14 protein-coding genes are annotated in these 15536 nt (G+C 70.8%); 6 read left to right on the forward strand and 8 right to left on the reverse strand.

From position 1 onward, the window contains the following. Positions 1-63: 63 nt before the first annotated feature. From ACZ5KV_RS11200 to ACZ5KV_RS11215, 4 genes are all read right to left on the reverse strand, one after another. Positions 64-1311, reverse strand: coding sequence for an ABC transporter permease (locus ACZ5KV_RS11200; RefSeq protein ID WP_464239387.1), 1248 nt, complete (start codon positions 1309-1311; stop codon positions 64-66). Continuing rightward, a complete protein-coding gene (locus tag ACZ5KV_RS11205; protein WP_464239388.1) occupies positions 1295-1978 on the reverse strand; it encodes an ABC transporter ATP-binding protein in 684 nt (227 codons plus the stop codon). The genes ACZ5KV_RS11200 and ACZ5KV_RS11205 overlap by 17 nt, the downstream gene beginning before the upstream one ends. Continuing rightward, a complete protein-coding gene (locus tag ACZ5KV_RS11210) occupies positions 1975-3258 on the reverse strand; it encodes an efflux RND transporter periplasmic adaptor subunit (RefSeq protein ID WP_464239389.1) in 1284 nt (427 codons plus the stop codon). The genes ACZ5KV_RS11205 and ACZ5KV_RS11210 overlap by 4 nt, the downstream gene beginning before the upstream one ends. A gap of 170 nt (positions 3259-3428) precedes the next feature. After that, positions 3429-4796: a phosphomannomutase/phosphoglucomutase gene (locus ACZ5KV_RS11215; RefSeq protein ID WP_464239390.1), complete on the reverse strand. Its 1368-nt coding sequence runs from the start codon at positions 4794-4796 to the stop codon at positions 3429-3431. A 384-nt stretch (positions 4797-5180) separates the two neighbouring features. Here ACZ5KV_RS11215 and hflK point away from each other — a divergent pair, with 384 nt between their 5' ends. Together hflK and hflC are read left to right on the forward strand one after the other, a co-directional pair. Beyond that, positions 5181-6275 (forward strand): FtsH protease activity modulator HflK, encoded by a 1095-nt coding sequence (hflK, locus tag ACZ5KV_RS11220; protein WP_464239391.1) that lies wholly within the window; start codon positions 5181-5183, stop codon positions 6273-6275. Next, the gene (hflC, locus tag ACZ5KV_RS11225; RefSeq protein WP_464239392.1) at positions 6272-7120 is read left to right on the forward strand and encodes a protease modulator HflC; all 849 of its coding nucleotides are present in this window, start codon (positions 6272-6274) and stop codon (positions 7118-7120) included. Before hflK ends, hflC begins: the two co-directional genes overlap by 4 nt. Before the next feature lie 347 nt (positions 7121-7467). Here hflC and ACZ5KV_RS11230 read toward each other — a convergent pair whose 3' ends face one another. Then, positions 7468-7785, reverse strand: coding sequence for a helix-turn-helix domain-containing protein (locus tag ACZ5KV_RS11230; protein WP_464239393.1), 318 nt, complete (start codon positions 7783-7785; stop codon positions 7468-7470). A 123-nt stretch (positions 7786-7908) separates the two neighbouring features. Between ACZ5KV_RS11230 and ACZ5KV_RS11235 the strand changes: the two genes are divergently transcribed. From ACZ5KV_RS11235 to ACZ5KV_RS11245, 3 genes are all read left to right on the forward strand, one after another. Further along, positions 7909-8586: a LexA family transcriptional regulator gene (locus ACZ5KV_RS11235; RefSeq protein ID WP_464239394.1), complete on the forward strand. Its 678-nt coding sequence runs from the start codon at positions 7909-7911 to the stop codon at positions 8584-8586. Positions 8587-8733: 147 nt separating this feature from the next. Then, positions 8734-9621: a 3-methyl-2-oxobutanoate hydroxymethyltransferase gene (gene panB, locus ACZ5KV_RS11240; RefSeq protein WP_464239395.1), complete on the forward strand. Its 888-nt coding sequence runs from the start codon at positions 8734-8736 to the stop codon at positions 9619-9621. Between the two features lie 12 nt (positions 9622-9633). Next, on the forward strand, positions 9634-10596 hold the full coding sequence (locus ACZ5KV_RS11245; protein WP_464239396.1) for a hypothetical protein: 963 nt from the start codon (positions 9634-9636) through the stop codon (positions 10594-10596). On the opposite strand, the gene ACZ5KV_RS11250 is transcribed toward ACZ5KV_RS11245, so the two are convergent. Both ACZ5KV_RS11250 and ACZ5KV_RS11255 read right to left on the reverse strand, forming a co-directional pair. Beyond that, positions 10593-11429: a hypothetical protein gene (locus tag ACZ5KV_RS11250; protein WP_464239397.1), complete on the reverse strand. Its 837-nt coding sequence runs from the start codon at positions 11427-11429 to the stop codon at positions 10593-10595. The genes ACZ5KV_RS11245 and ACZ5KV_RS11250 overlap by 4 nt on opposite strands. A gap of 80 nt (positions 11430-11509) precedes the next feature. Next, positions 11510-11965, reverse strand: a complete 456-nt coding sequence (locus ACZ5KV_RS11255) for a YbhB/YbcL family Raf kinase inhibitor-like protein (protein ID WP_464239398.1) — start codon at positions 11963-11965, stop codon at positions 11510-11512. 218 nt (positions 11966-12183) lie between these two features. Here ACZ5KV_RS11255 and ACZ5KV_RS11260 point away from each other — a divergent pair, with 218 nt between their 5' ends. Further along, positions 12184-14385 (forward strand): PAS domain S-box protein, encoded by a 2202-nt coding sequence (locus ACZ5KV_RS11260; RefSeq protein WP_464239399.1) that lies wholly within the window; start codon positions 12184-12186, stop codon positions 14383-14385. Positions 14386-14636: 251 nt separating this feature from the next. Here ACZ5KV_RS11260 and folD read toward each other — a convergent pair whose 3' ends face one another. Continuing rightward, on the reverse strand, positions 14637-15503 hold the full coding sequence (gene folD, locus ACZ5KV_RS11265) for a bifunctional methylenetetrahydrofolate dehydrogenase/methenyltetrahydrofolate cyclohydrolase FolD (protein ID WP_464239400.1): 867 nt from the start codon (positions 15501-15503) through the stop codon (positions 14637-14639). Positions 15504-15536 lie beyond the last annotated feature (33 nt).

Consider the following 15536-nt stretch of genomic DNA (forward strand, 5'->3'; position numbering starts at 1 on the left):
GCCGCAGGGTAGCCGCCGGGGCGCGGGCGCGTCAAGGCGCGGGCCCCGGCGCGGCGGGCGGGCTCAGGCGCCTTCGCCGCGCAGGGCGGCCACGGGGTCCAGGCGCGCGGCGCGCCGGGCCGGGCGCAGGCCGAAAAGCAGGCCGATGGCCAGGGCCGAGCCCAGGGCCAGCAGGAAAACCTTGGCGGAGAACAGGATTTCCAGCACGCCCAGGCGCGAGAGCAACTGGCCCATGCCCATGCCCAGGGCCATGCCCGCCAGGGCCCCGGCCAGGGTCAGCAGGGCGGCCTCGAAAAGGAACTGGGCGGTGATCTGCCAGCCGGTGGCGCCCATGGCCTTGCGCAGGCCGATTTCCTCGGTGCGTTCGCTGACGCTGATGTAGAACAGGTTCGCCAGCACGAAGCCGCCCACGACCATGGCCGCCGTGGCCGTGACGCCCAGGAAGGCCACGAGGCTGCCCTTGAGCATGCCGATGAATTTCAGGATTTCGTCGGCGGTGAGCAGGGTGAAGTCGTCGGGGGTGTCGCCGGTCAGGCCGTGGCGGTGGCGCAGCAGGGAGCGCAGGTTTTCCACGTGGGCGGCCATGCGCTCGGGGTTGTGGAACTTCACGCGCAGGGCGCGGAAGTATTTGCGGTCCATGTTGAAGCGCTGGGTCAGGGTGGTGATGGGGATGACCATGCGGTCGTCGATGGTGCCGTGGCCGCCGCCCACGCCGCGGTAGCTCAGGCGGCCGACCACGCGCACGGGCAGGTTGCCCACGTGGACCACGCGGCCCAGGGGCGAGGCGTCGCCGAACAGCTCGCGCGAGATGCTGTCGCCGATGAGGGCGACCTTGGCGCCCAGGCGCACGTCGTCGGCGGAGAGGTCGCGGCCTTCGGAGAGCGGCCAGTTCCAGGCCTGGACATAGCCCGGGGTGGAGCCGACCAGGGCGGGCAGGTCGGCGTTGCGGTTGCCCGAGCGGGCGCGCAGGCCCATGCGCGCGCGCATGGGCACCACGAGGTAGGCCCCGGGCAGGGATTGTTCCATGGCCCGGGCGTCGTCCCAGGTCAGGGTCATGCTGCGCCGCCCGGGCGCGCGGGACATGATGTCCCCGCCCAGGATGAACACGGCGTCGGGCCCGAAGGTGTCCACGATTTCCACGGCGCGGCGCTGGGCGCCGTCCACGCTGGTGACGATGATGGTCAGCGCGGCGATGCCCAGGGCGATGGCCGCGGCCACGAAGACGCTGCGCAGCTTGTAGGCCCACACGGCCTCCACGGCGAAGGCCAGGGCGCGCCCCAGGTGGCGCAGGGTTTCAAGCGCGGCCGGCAATGCGCCCGTCCAGCAGGTGGATGGCCGAGGTGGCGAAGGCGGCGGTCTGCGCATCGTGGGTGACCATGACCACCGTGGTGCCCGTGGCGTTGATCTGGGCCAGCAGCTCCATGATTTCCTTGCTGGTGGTCGAGTCGAGCTGGCCGGTGGGCTCGTCGGCGAAAATGCACGAGGGCCGGTTGAGCAGGGCGCGGGCCAGGGCCACGCGCTGCTGCTGGCCGCCGGAGAGCTGCCCGGGGCGGAACTGGGCGCGGTCGGCCAGGCCGACCTGGGCCAGGATGTCGTGGGCGCGGGCCGTGAGCTCGCGGCGCGACTGCGGCCCGTAGAGCCCGGGCAGGAGCACGTTTTCCAGGGCCGTCACGTAGGGGATGAGGTGAAAGCTCTGGAACACGAAGCCGAAGGTGCGGTTGCGCAGCCCGGAGAGGGTGTCGTCGTCCAGGGTGGACACGTCGCGGCCGTCCAGCTCGTAGCGGCCCGAAGTCGGGCGGTCGAGCAGGCCGAGGATGTGCAGCAGGGTGGACTTGCCCGAGCCCGAAGGCCCCTGCAGGGCCGTGAAGTCGCCATGGGCGATGTCCAGGTCGATGCCGCGCAGGACCTCCGTGGGCGCGCCCGCCGTTTCGTAGCGCTTGTGGATGTCCGTCAGGCGGATGAGCGGGGCGGCGCTCACCGGCGGCCTCCTCCGGCGGGCGGGCCGGGCGGGCGCGAGGTCTGGCCGCTCTGGGCGCCCGGAGCCGTCTGCACGCCGGGCAGCACGAGTTGCACGGCGACTTCGTCGCCCTCGCGCAGGCCGTCCAGCACCTCGGTGGTCTCCACGCCGGACAGGCCCAGGACGGGCATGGTCCGCTGGGGTTTGCCGTCGCGCATGACGTACACGGCCTGCTCCCCGGCCACCCATTTGAGGGCCGCGTTGGGCAGGGCCAGGACGTTCTCCCGGACCTCGACGATGATCCGGCACTGGGTGGTCATCTCGGGGCGCAGGCTCGCGGCCTGCTCGGGGCTCACGCGCACCAGCGCCTGGTAGTAGACGATGTTGTCGCGGACCTCGGGCTCGGGGTAGATTTGGTCGATGCTGCCGTGAAAAACCGTGTCGGGCAGGGCGTCCACCTGGAACTCCACGGGCAGGCCGGGGTGGACCTGGCCGATGTCCGTCTCGTCCACGTAGATCCACATCTCCAGGCGCGAGGGGTCGAGCACGGTGATCAGGTTGGCGACCTCCAGCCCGGCGACCACGGTTTCGCCTTCCTGGATCGTGACCTGGCTGACCACGCCGGTCAGCGGGCTGACGATGCGCGTGTAGCTCAGGCGGGTTTCGATGGATTCCAGGGCGGCCTGGGCCTCGCGCACGGCCTTGCGGGCCTTTTGCAACTCCTTGTCCGATTCGGTGCGGGTGCGCTCCAGGGTCGCCCGGCGGGCGCGCAGGGTGCTGTCCTTGACCTGGGCCGTCTGCGCGGCGTCGTCGCGGGTGTCGCGGGCGACGAGGCCCTGGTCGAACAGGGTCTGCTGGCGCGCGGCGAACTGGGTGGCGTAGGCGGCCTCGGCGACGGCGGCCTCCATGTCGGCCTCGGCGGCGGCCACGGCCAGGGGTTCCACGTCTCGGGCGCGGGCCAACTCGGCGCGCTCGCGCTCCAGGCGGGCCCGGGCTTCGGCCTGGGAGGCGCGCAGCTCGCGGTTGTCCACCTCGGCGATGAGGTCGCCCTCGCGCACGGGGTCGCCGATTTTGACGTGCATGGAGGTGATGCGGCCCGTGGCCTGGGCGCCGATCTTGACGATGGCGCCGACCTGGGCCTTGACGATGCCCGTGGCCTCCAACTGGCTGCGCACGGTGCCGCGCACGACCTTGGCCGTGCCCAACACCCGGATTTCGCCGTCGCGGCGGCCCGTGGTCCAGAACAGGGCGGCCACCACGGCGGCGGCCACGAGGGTGGCGATGATGAGCTTCTTGCGCACGGGGATCCCCCTGGTTGCGTGTGCGAGGTCGGGCTGGGGAGCGCGGGGGCAGAGTACCCGCACGGGGCTCCGAGGTCCAGCCCACCTTTGTTAAGAATGCGCTGGGCCCCGGGCCCCTGGGGCTCCGGAAGAAGCGGGCCTGCCCGGGCCGCAGGCCCCGGGCGGCCCGGTCAGGACATTTCGGCGATCCAGGCGGCCAGGGGCTCCTCGACCATGCGCCGGATTTCCTCCAGCCGTTCGGGCGACTGGGCCTCGAAACGCAGCACGAGCACCGGCTGCGTGTTGGACGCGCGCAGCAGCCCCCAGCCGTCGGGCAGCACGATGCGCACGCCGTCCACGTCGATGACCTCGAAGCGCTGGCGGAAATATTCCTGGGCGCGGGCCACCACGCGGAACTTCAGGGCGTCGGGGCAGTCCACGCGCAGCTCGGGGGTGTTGCAGGTCACGGGCCAGTCGGCCAGGGCTGCGGACAGCGGCGTGCCCGGCGTGCGGGCCACGATGTCCACGATGCGCAGGGCGGCGTAGAGCGCGTCGTCGAAGCCGTGATACTCGTCGGCGAAGAACATGTGCCCGCTCATCTCGCCGGCCAGCAGGGCGCCGGTCTCGCGCATGCGGGCCTTGATGAGCGAGTGCCCGGTGGCGCTCATGATGGCCTGCCCGCCATGGGCCTCGATGTCCTTGTAAAGCAGGTGGGTGCACTTGACCTCGCCGATGACCCTGGCCCCGGGGTGGCGGGTCAGCATGTCGCGGGCATAGATGGCCAGGAGCTTGTCGCCGTAGACCATGGCCCCGGTCTCGTCCACCACGCCGATGCGGTCGGCGTCGCCGTCCAGGCCGATGCCCAGCTCCGCGCCCTCGGCGGGCACGCGGGCCACGAGGTCGGTCATGTACTTGGGCACCGTCGGGTCGGGGTGATGGTTGGGGAAGTCGCCGTCGGGCTCGGTATACTGCTCGATGACCTCGGCGCCCACACGGCGCAGCAGCTCGGCGCAGACCAGCCCGCCCGCGCCGTTGCCGCCGTCGAGCACCACGCGCACCGGGCGCGCCAGGGGCCCGCGCGCCGCCAGGGCGTCCAGGTACGCGGGCACGATGTCGTGATGCGCCGACACGCCCGCGCCGGACGCGAACTGCCCGGCGGCCATGATGTCGTACACGGCGGTGATCTCGTCGGAATGGATGGTCGAGTCGCCCTCCCAGACCTTGAAGCCGTTGAACTCCGGCGGGTTGTGGCTGGCGGTGATCATCACCCCGGCGTGGTAGCCCAGGGTTTTGACCGCGAAATAGAAGAGCGGGGTGGCGACCATGTCCAGAAAGAGCACGTCCACGCCGCTGGCCGTGAGCCCGGCGATCATACGCCGCTGGTAGCCCGGGGAGGAATGGCGGCAGTCATGCCCGACCACGGCCCGGGTGTGGCCCTTGGCGCGGAAGTAGGTGCCGCAGGCCCGGCCCAGCACCTCCACCCACTCTTCGTCGAAATCGCGGTCCACCACGCCCCGGATGTCGTAGGCCCTGAAGATTTCCTTGTTGACCGGCTTCATCGCTCCTCCGTTGGTCCGTTGCTTGCGCTTGCGGCGGGCCCCGGGGGGCCCATGGGACACCCTATCCCCGGTCGCCCGGGGAGGCAAGAGGGACGGCGGGAAGGGGAGGAAGCCCGGGGACGGTGCGCTTCACCTGCGGGTTGATCAGCCTCCGGCGGCTTAAGGGCTGTCGCCCTTAAGAATCCCGTTCGGGGTGGGTGTGGCGGCGCGCCGCCACGCCCACCCAATGCGGGATTCTCAAGGGACGTGTCCCTTGAGCCGCCGGAGGCCTACCCATCCCCGGGAGCACGCACCGTCCCCGGGCTTCCTCCCTCCCGCCCATGCCCGGTGCGCTGTTCCGGGAGTGCTTGACCTGCGGGCGCGCAGACCGTAAACCGGGGCATTATGAACTGGGACTGGGACAAGCTCCAACAAAACAAGCGGCAGAGGCAGCCCGGCGCGCCGGGCGGGGGGCCGGGCCTTGGCGATTTCAGCTTCGAGGTCCGGCGGTTGCGGCAGTTCAAGTTTCCGGCGGGCAAGATCATCGTGCTGGTGGCGCTGGCGTTGTGGGGCCTTTCGGGCCTGTACATCGTCAATGCGGACGAGCAGGGCGTGGTCTTGCGGTTCGGGAAGTTCGCCCGACTGACGGAAAGCGGGCTGCATTACCACCTGCCGTTCCCCCTCGAGAGCGTGGAAACGCCGAAGGTGACGACCATCCATCGCCTGGAGGTCGGCTTCCGGGGGCCGGGCGGCGCCGGCGCCCAGCAGACCCGCGCGGTGGACCAGGAATCGCTCATGCTCACCGGCGACGAGAACATCGTCGACGTGCAGTTCATCGTCCAATACAAGATCAAGGACGCGCGGGAGTTCCTGTTCAACGTCCGCAAGCAGCACGAGACGGTGAAGGCCGCCGCCGAGGCGGCCATGCGCGAGGTGGTCGGCTACAACCTCATCGACACGGTGCTGACCACGGGCAAGGCGGCCATCCAGGACGACTGCCGCGAGCTGCTCCAGACGGTGCTGGACCGCTACAAGGCCGGGGTGGACGTGATCGCCGTGCAGCTTCAGGACGTGCACCCGCCGCGCGAGGTCATCGACGCCTTCAAGGACGTGGCCTCGGCCCGCGAGGACAAGAGCAGGCTGATCAACGAGGCCGACGCCTACCGCAACGACCTGCTGCCGCGCGCCCGGGGGCAGGCGGCGGTATTGCTGAACCAGGCCGAGGCCTACAAGGAGACGCGCATCCGCCACGCCCAGGGTGACGCCGCGCGCTATACGGCCCTGCTGCGCGAATACGAGAAGGCCCGCGACGTGACGCGCACCCGCCTGTATCTGGAAACCATGGAGAACGTGCTCGCCAACCCCGACCTGGAGAAGATCATCATCGATTCCAAGGCGGCGGGCGGCGTGGTGCCGTATCTGCCGCTGGACAAGCTGCCCAGGGCCCAGGCTTCCGGCCAGGGCGCCCCGGCGGCCCAGACCACCGGAGGCAAGCAATGAGCAAGAGAACCGGTTGGCTGCTGGGCATTCTGGGCGCGGCGTTGCTGCTGTTGTCCCAAAGCGTGTTTCTGGTGCACCAGACCCAGACGGCCATCGTGCTGGAGCTGGGCAAGCCCGTGGGCGGGGCCAAGGAGCCCGGCCTGCACTTCAAGAAACCCTTCATCCAGGGCGCGACGCTGTTCGACGCGCGCATCCTGGAGCACGACGCCCAGCCGCGGGAGATTCTCACCGAGGACAAGAAGGCCATGCTGCTGGACAACTTCAGCAAGTGGCGCATCGTGGACCCGCTGCAATACTACCGCACGGTGAACAACGAGCGCGGGGCCACGGCCCGGCTGGACGACATCATCTACTCCCAGTTGCGCGTGGCTCTGGGCCGCTACACCTTGCAGGAGATCGTGGCCCAGAAGCGGGCCCAGATCATGGCCGAGGTGCTGACGCGCTCGGCGGAACTGATCGGGGAGTACGGCATCGAGCTGGTGGACGTGCGCATCAAGCGCACGGACCTGCCCCCGGAGAACGAGCGGGCCATCTTCGGGCGCATGCGCGCCGAGCGCGAGCGTCAGGCCAAGCAGTACCGCTCCGAGGGCCAGGAGGAGGCCGCCAAGGTCAAGTCCGGCGCGGACAGGGACCGCGCGCTGCTGTTGGCCGACGCCGAGCGCGAGGCGCAGATCATGCGCGGCCAGGGCGACGCCGAGTCGGCGCGCATCTTCGGCGAGGCCCTCAAGTCGTCGCCGGACTTCTACGCCTTCAAGCGCAGCCTGGAAGCCTACGAAAAGAGCTTCGGCGACAACACCCGGGTCATCCTGTCTCCGGACAGCGAGTTCCTGCGCCACTTCCGCTGACGTTTCACAGTGTTGTCCACTGAACGGGCGGCTTCCCCATGCGGGGGAGCCGCCCGTTTTATGAAATATCAGTTCACCAGTTGAAATTCTTTGGCGCGATACGGCTCCTTCTTTTCCCAGGGCGCACAGCGATTCTTCGATGTATCGTTCCAGCGATATCCCCGGGCCGACGCAGGTTGCCGATTGACAAATGCGTCAAGGGCATTCATCATCGCATACGAAAACGCCTGAGGGGGACGGGCTGGCGGGTACGCCGGGCCGCAGTGTTGACTGCGTCCGGCGTGGCCGGAATCGTCTGTGAACCCAGCGGGCGCGCCCGCCGGAAGTGCATACGCACTGCATTCCACTTACGATTCTTTATCCGGACAGTCCGAGGGTTCCACAGAGGGCCTTGCGGCTTTGTGTGGTGCGTTTTTGGCGCCAGGTGGCCTGCCGGGCGACCGCGAGGGCTCGGGGAGCAACTCGCGGGGGATGCCGAGCTTGGCAAGTTCGCCGATGCGTCGCGCCGGTGCGCGGTCGCCGTTGACGATGCGCGTGATCATGGACGGGTGGACCCCCAGGGCGAGAGCCAGGTCCCCGTGGCGGATCTTGTGCAGCGCCAGCCAGGACCGCAGCCGGTCTTGACGGCTCGGGTTCTTTTCGTCAATTTGTTTACCGATTTCCATGGCATGGTCCTGACGCGATTGACTATATAGCCATGCGCATGGGCGGTCAACAGCAAAACGGGTAATGAGAGAAAAGAAATGGGAAAATCCGGGAAAAAATACGGTGAGAATTTCGAGACGGTGGTGGACCGCATAAAAGAGGCCACCGGGACCAGGACCCAGGTCGAGCTGGCGCAGGTGCTGGGCATTCGCCAGTCCAGCATCTCCGACGCCAAGCGCCGCGATTCCGTGCCGGCGGACTGGTTCCTGACCCTGTTCCGCGAGTTCGGGCTGAACCCCGACTGGCTGGCCCTGGGGCGCGGCCCGCAATACATCAAGACCAAGGAAGGCTACAAGCCCTTCGACCAGCCCGCCCTGTCCGAGACGTTGCGCGAGGAGGGCTCGCCCTACGGCGAACCCATGGCCTCGGCCAAGGTCGTCACCTGCTACGCCATGGCCGGGGGCACCGCCGAGGACGGCGGCTGGAAGCCCCAGCCCGCGGGCAAGATCGCCATCCCCAAGGCCTTCGACCGCAAGTCGCTGCTTGTGGTGCGCATGGACGGCGCGGGCATGGAGCCGATCATCCGCCGCGGAGCCTTCGTGGGCCTGGACCGCGACCAGATCAGCGTGCTTTCCGGCGAGATATACGGCGTGCTGCTGCCCTACGAGGGGCTGGTGGTGCGTCGGGTGTTCCTGGAGGCCGAGAAGAACCGCTTCGTGCTGCGCGCCGAGAATTCCGGCCACGCCGACCAGCACTTCGGCTTCGAGGAGTACCGCGACAAGATCATCGGCCGCATGGTCTGGATGATCCAGGAACTCTAGCCTCTCTTTGCCCGCAAGCCGGGGCCCCCGTCGCACGCGCGGCGGGGGCCCCGTTTTTTTGCCGCCACGCCGCCCTTGCACCGGGCGCGGGCTGTTGCTACCGTGTCGCCCGCGTCGCAGGGCCGCCCCTGCAAGGAGGATTTCGCCATGACCGCCCCCACCGCCGCTTCCGCCCCCATGACCGTGCCCGCCGTGACCGCCCGCAAGGGCGGGCCCCGGCTGGCCATGCTCACCGCCCACGACTATGCCCTGGCCCGTCTGGCCGACGCCGCGGGGGTGGACATGGTTCTCGTGGGCGATTCCCTGGCCATGGTCGGCCTGGGGCGGCCCGACACTCTCGACGTGGGCATGGACGCCATGATCCACCACACCCGGGCCGTGGCCTGCGGGGTGCTGCGGGCGTTGGTGGTCGGCGACATGCCGTTCGGCTCCTATCAGGCCGACGATGCCGACGCCGTGCGCAACGCCGTGCGCTTTCTGGCCGAGGGCCGGGCCGGGGCGGTGAAGGTCGAGGGCGGGGCGCGCGTGCTGGGGCGCATCGAGGCCATCCTGCGCGCGGACATCCCGGTCATGGGCCACATCGGGCTCACGCCCCAGAGCGTGGCGCGCATGGGCGGCTTCAAGGTTCAGGGCCGCACGGCCCGGGCCGCCCAGGCCCTGCTGGACGACGCCCGCCGCCTGGAGGATGCGGGCTGCTTCGCCCTGGTGCTGGAGGCCGTGCCCGCGCCCGTGGCCCAGGCCGTCACCGCCGCCGTGGGCATCCCGACCATCGGCATCGGCGCGGGGCCGCACTGCGACGGGCAGGTGCTGGTCAGCCACGACGTGCTCGGTCTGTTCGACCGCTTCACCCCGCGCTTCGTCAAACGCTACGCCGAGCTGGGCCAGGCCGCGACCCAGGCCATGGCCGCCTTCTGCGAGGAGGTGCGCAGCGGCGCCTTTCCCGGGCCCGAACACAGCTTCGCCATGGACCCGGACGAGCAGCGCTCCGCCGGGCTGGACGCGCCTCCGGCGCCCGGCCCCGGAGGCAGGGGCTAGCGGAGGCCGCCCGTGGAATGGGATCTCGTCGCCCTGTGGCACGGCCTTGGCTGGCCGCTGGTGCGGCTGTGCTTCTTCGTGGCCCTGGGCCTGCTGGTGGGCACGCTCATCGAGGCCCTGAACTGGGTGCGCTTCGTGGCCGTGCTGGCCGCGCCGCTTACGCGCACCGCGCGCCTGACCGACGTGAGCGGCGCCGCGTTCTCCATGGCCTTTTTCTCGGGCGTATCGGCCAACACCATGCTGGCCGAGGCCCACGCCCGGGGGCAGATCGGCGACCGCGAACTCCTGTTCTCCAACCTGTTCAACAGCATGCCGACGTTCTTCCTGCACTTGCCGACCATGTACGCCATCACGCGCTCCCTGGTGGGCGAGCTGGCCAACGCCTATGTGGGCCTGGCGGTGCTGGCTGCGGTGTTGCGCACGGGGGCGGTGGTGCTGGCGGGGCGGCTGTTCAACCCGCCCCTGGCCGATGGGTGTATCCCCTGCCGCCTGGACGAGTACAAACCGCTGTCCGTGCGCCAGGCCCTGGGCCGGGCCCTGGCGCGCTTCTCCCAGCGCATCCGGCGCATCCTGGGCATCACCGTGCCGGTTTACGTGCTGTTCTTCCTGCTTCAGGAGTGGGGACTGTTCACGGCCATCGAGCGGTTCATGACCGCGCACCTGGCTTTTTTGTCCTGGCTGCCGCCCCAGGTCGTTTCGGTCATCGCCCTGCAATCCACGGGCGAACTGGCCGCCGGGCTTTCGGCCCTGCGGCCCCTGCTGGACCAGGGCGCCATCGCCCCCAACATGGCCGTGCTGACCCTGCTGCTGGGCAACGTGCTGTCCTCACCCATGCGCACCATCCGCCATCAATATCCCTACTACGCGGGCATCTTCCCCCAGCGGCTGGCGGTGAAGCTCATCGTGGCCAGCCAGACCCTGCGCGTGGTGTCCATGATCCTGGTCACCGCGGGCTACGTGCTGCTGGCCTTCTAGGGGTTCCTCTCCCGCCCCGTTCCGCCCAGCCCGGCCACGATGCCCGGGGACAGCTCGACCACGGCCATGCGCCAGCCGTCGTAATCGCGATAGACCCCGGGCACCGGACGCATCGCGTCCAGCGGCACGTCCACTTCGGGGATGGGGATGTTCAGGCGCAGGTCCGCCTCGGGGTGCATGCGTTCCATGACGAAAAGGGCCAGGGCGTGGGTGCCCAGCAGGTGCGGCGTGCGCAGGCCTTCCGGGGGCATGGCGTCCAGGGCGGCCATGGCCGCGTAGGCCTGCTCCCAGGTGGGCGCCGGGGCGGGCAGGGCGTCCTTGGGCACCAGGAAGGCGCGCACCGTGGCCGCCTCGCGGTAGACGGGGGCCACCAGGGCCCGGTCCAGGACCAGGGCGCCGTCCGCCAGATGATACGTCACGTCGTAGGCCAGCCCGGCGATGCGCCCGTGGGCGTCGGCGAGCACGAGGTTGCCCGCCGCCGTGCGGGCCTCGGGGGCGCCCTGAGGCGCGGCGTAGCGCAGCAGGCCGTGGGCCGCGATGTGGAAGCCGGGATAGGCGAAGGGCTGGCGGTCCAGAACGGCGGCGGCCTCGGGGGCGTAGCCCGCCCCGCGCGGGGCCGCGCCCTGGATGCGCCCCAGGACCGCCCGGGCGGCGAAGGCGGCGTCTTCGGGCGTGCGGGCCGGGCCGGGGTGATCAGGGTCGAGGGCGGCGGGCACCGGGGTCAGGGCGCGCGGCGCCCCGGCGCAGGCCCCCAGGGCCAGCAGCAGGGCCAGGGCGGCCAGCGGCGCGAAGGTGTGGCGGGAGCGCATGCGGCGGTGAAAGATGCTGGACATGGCGGGCTCCAGGGTCGAGGGTGCCCCCATGCTAGCACAGCCGGGCCGGGGATGCACCCCGGCCCGGGAGCCCCGGGCGGCTATGCGGGGCCGTAGGTGGCCACGATACTGGCCGAGGCCAGCACATGGCCCCGCAGGGCGGCCTCGAATTCCTTGCGCCCGGCCTGGGGCGGCAGGTCGGGGTCCGTGTCCAGCGCGTGCAGGGTGAAGACGTAGCGCCCGCTGCCGTGGCCGGGGGCCGGGCCGCTGTAGCCCAGGCGACCCCAGTCGTTCAGGCCCTGGCGCAGGCCCGAGGGGTGCTCGGCCATGCGCGGCAGCTTGGCCGCCAGCATGAAGGCCGCGCCCGGGATGCCGTAGACGAGCCAATGAGTCCAGGGGCCGCGGGGGCCGCCCGGGTCTTCGCAGACCAGGGCGAAGCTCCGGGTGCCCTCGGGGGCGCCGTCCCATTTCAGGGCCGGGGCGAAGTCGCTGGCGTCGGCGGTGTACTGGATGGGCAGGGGCTGGCCGTCGGTGAACTGGGGGCTTTCGAGCTGCATGGCGCGGGTCTCCTGACTGCGGTTGCGGTCCGGCAGGGATAGCAGACCCCCGGCGGCCTTGCCAAGCCCGGCGGCGGCCTTGCGCCCGGGCGGCTTCGCGGCTATCGTTGACAATGACACGGGTGCCCCCGCGCCACGGGGGCGGACAATCGACGGCACCCCGCCGGACTGCCAAGCCGGTGCGCGGGGTTGTGAGGCGACGAGTGGAATTTCTGAGCATGACCATTGCTGTGCCGCTGTGGCTGCTGCTGGCGGGGTTGGCCCTCGGCCTGGGTGGCGTGGGTGCGTATGTCGTCCGCGAGCGCGGGCGGGTCCTGCCGCCGCCCGAGGCTTTGCGCCGCCCGGCCCCGGCCTCCGGGCCGTCGGCCGGGCGCGGCGTCCCCGACCTGCGCCAATCCGCCCCCGCCGCCCCCGGAGTCGCGGCCCCGTCGCCGCCCGTCGCCCCGGAGGCCTGCTCCTCCGATGCCGCGGCTTTTTTTCAGCGCATCTACGAAAGCGCCACCGTGGGCATCTTCCGCACCTCGGTGGACGGCGAGCGCGTGCTGCTGGCCAACGAGGCGGCGGCGACCATGTTCGGTTACGCCTCGGTGGCCGAGTTCCTGGAGCGCTGCCGCCCGGCAGAGGCCTATGCCGAGCCCGGCCAGCGCGAGGCCCTGCTGGAGGCCCTGGCCGCCCGGGGCCGTGTGGAGGATTTCGAGATTTTCGTGACCCGGCCCGACGGCAGCCGCAAGGCCCTGGCCCTGACGGCCAGCCTGAATTCCGAAGACGGCTATCTCGAAGGCGCCATGCTGGACGTGACCGCCCGCAGGCGCGCCGAGCGCGAACTGCGCGACAGCCACCTGTTCCTCCAAACGGTCATGGACACCATTCCCAACCCGTTGTTCTACAAGGACGGCCGGGGCCAGTTCCGCCACGTGAACAGCGCCTTCGAGCAGTTTCTGGGCCACGGGCGGCGCGAGGTCATCGGCCGCGGCCCCGCCGAACTGATGCCGCCCGAGGTCGCCGCCGACTGGATGGAGCGCTCCGAAGCCCTGCTGACCAATGGCGGCGGCATGCACCGCTTCGACACCTGGCTGCGTACCCGCAACGGCTCCCGGCGCGACGTGGTGATCCAGGAGGGACTGGTGGCCGACTCGGCGGGCAAGCACCTCGGCCTTGTGGGCGTGATCACCGACGTGACGGACCTCAAGCGCATCGAGGCCGACCTGCGCGAGGCCTGGGCGACCTACCGCAACATCTTCGACAACGCCGTGGACGGCATCTTCACCACCACCGCCGAGGGGCGCATCGTGCGCGCCAACGCGGCCATGGCGCGCATCCTTGGCTACGATTCGCCCGAGGAACTGACCCGCGCCGTGACGGACCTCGCCGGGCAGGTCTACGCCACCCCCGGGAAGCGCATGGAAGTCCTGGCCCGGATGCAGGAGGAGGGTGTGCTGCACGGCCACGAGGTGGAAGTGCTGCGCCGCGACGGCAGCCGGGTCTGGCTGGCATGCAGCCTGCGGGCCATCCGGGGCGAGGACGGCGCCCTGCTGCGTATCGAGGGCGTGGCCAGCGACGTGTCCGAACGCAGGCGCGAAGTGGCCGAACTGGCCGAGCGCGCCCTGACCGACCCCCTCACCGGGCTGCCCAACCGCGTGGCCTTCGAGCGCGAGTTCGAGCGCATGCTGGCCCAGGCCCGGCGCTCGGGCCAGACCGTGGGCGTGTTGTTCATGGACCTGGACGGTTTCAAGCCCGTAAACGACACCTATGGCCACCAGACCGGCGACGAACTGTTGCGCGTTCTGGGCGGGCGGTTGCGCGAGCGGCTGCGCGTGTCCGACATGGCCTCGCGCATCGGCGGCGACGAGTTCGGCGTGCTGCTGTGGAACGTCTCGGGCCCGCAGACCATGGAGTGCATCGCCGGGGAAATCATCGAGACCCTGAATATTCCGGTGGACCTGGACGCCTGCCGCTGCGAGGTCGGCGTGAGTGTGGGCGGCAGCCTGTTCCCGGCCCACGGCGACACCCCGCGCGAGCTCACCAGCCGCGCCGATCAGGCCATGTACCGCGTCAAGCAGCGCGGGCGGAACCACTTCCGGCTGGCCGGGGACGACGATGCCGAGGCCCGGCCTCCGGCCGCCGATGCGGCGCAGGGGCGGGGGCTCCCGGCTGCCGGAGTCGGCCGTCCCGGTTGCCCCCTGGCCGCCCCGGCTCCGGCTTCCGCTCCAGCCATGGCTCCGGTTCCGGAGCAGCCCCCTGAGGGCGCCTCAAGCAGCGCTTCACAGGCTGCCTCCGAACCGGGCGCCGTTCCGGACCCTGCCCCGAAGCCTGGCCCGGACTCCGGTCCGGCTCCCAACCGGGGCCCCGCTCCGGAGCCGAACGACGAAGGCCTGGGCGAAACGGAGTTCGGCGGCTTCCGGCTGGAGCCCATCGAATAATCCGGCCTGCGCGGGCCGTGGCGCATTGCCGCAGGCGGAGCGGAGGAGGGGGGCGCCTTTTCGGAGCCCGGTTTCCGGTAGCCTTTTCTCTGCGCCCAAAACTCCCGATGCGGGCCGGACGGCTTCCTGCCGCCCGGCCCGCATCGGCGTGCGGGGTCCAGGGGCCGTCGGCCCCTGGCGGGGGGTGCCGGGGGGCGGAGCCCCCTGGCCGGTCCCCCATTCGGGAATGGGGCCGCGCCCCGGCGGGCGCGTCAGGCGCCCAGGTGCGCGGCGCAGGCGGCCACGGTGTTGGTCAGCAGTTGGGCGATGGTCATGGGCCCGACGCCGCCGGGCACGGGGGTGATGGCGGCGCATTTGTCCTTCATGGCCTCGAAGTCGCAGTCGCCGACCAGCCCGGTTTCGGTGCGGTGGATGCCCACGTCGACGACCACGGCGCCGTCCTTGATCCAGTCGGCCTTGACGTGCAGCGGGCGGCCCACTGCGGCGACCACGATGTCGGCCTCGCGGCAGCAGGCGCGCTGGTCGGCCAGGGGCGTGCGCGAGTGGACCACGGTGGTGGTCGCGTCGCCGTGGGCGCCGTATTCCAGGAGCATGAGGGCCATGGGCTTGCCCACGATGTTGGAGCGCCCCAGCACCACGGCGCGCTTGCCCGCCGTGGTCACGCCGTGGCGGCGCAGCAGTTCCACCACGCCCGCCGGGGTGCAGGGCCGGTAGCCGGGCAGGCCCAGGGCCAGGCGGCCCATGTTTTCGGGGTGGAAGCCGTCCACGTCCTTGTCCGGAGCGATGCGCTCCAGGCAGGCCTGGCTGTCCAGCCCCTTGGGCAGGGGCAGTTGGAGCAGGATGCCGTCCACGGCGGGGTCGGCATTGAGGCGGTCGATCAGGGCTTCCAGGTCGGCCTGGGCAATCGCGGCGTCCAGGCGGTGGGAGAAGGACACGACGCCCGCCTCGGCGCAGCCTTTTTCCTTCATGCGCACGTAAACCTGGCTGGCGGGGTCGTCGCCCACGAGGATCACGGCCAGCCCCGGGGCCCGGCCGTGGGCCCGGTGCAGGGCGTCGACCCTGGTTTTGAGTTCCGCGCGGATGGTGGCTGCGGTGGCCTTGCCGTCCAGAAGAATCATGTCGGGCCTCCGGGTTGTGGTTCAAGCCGGGAA

The organism is Desulfocurvus thunnarius (assembly GCF_055390965.1).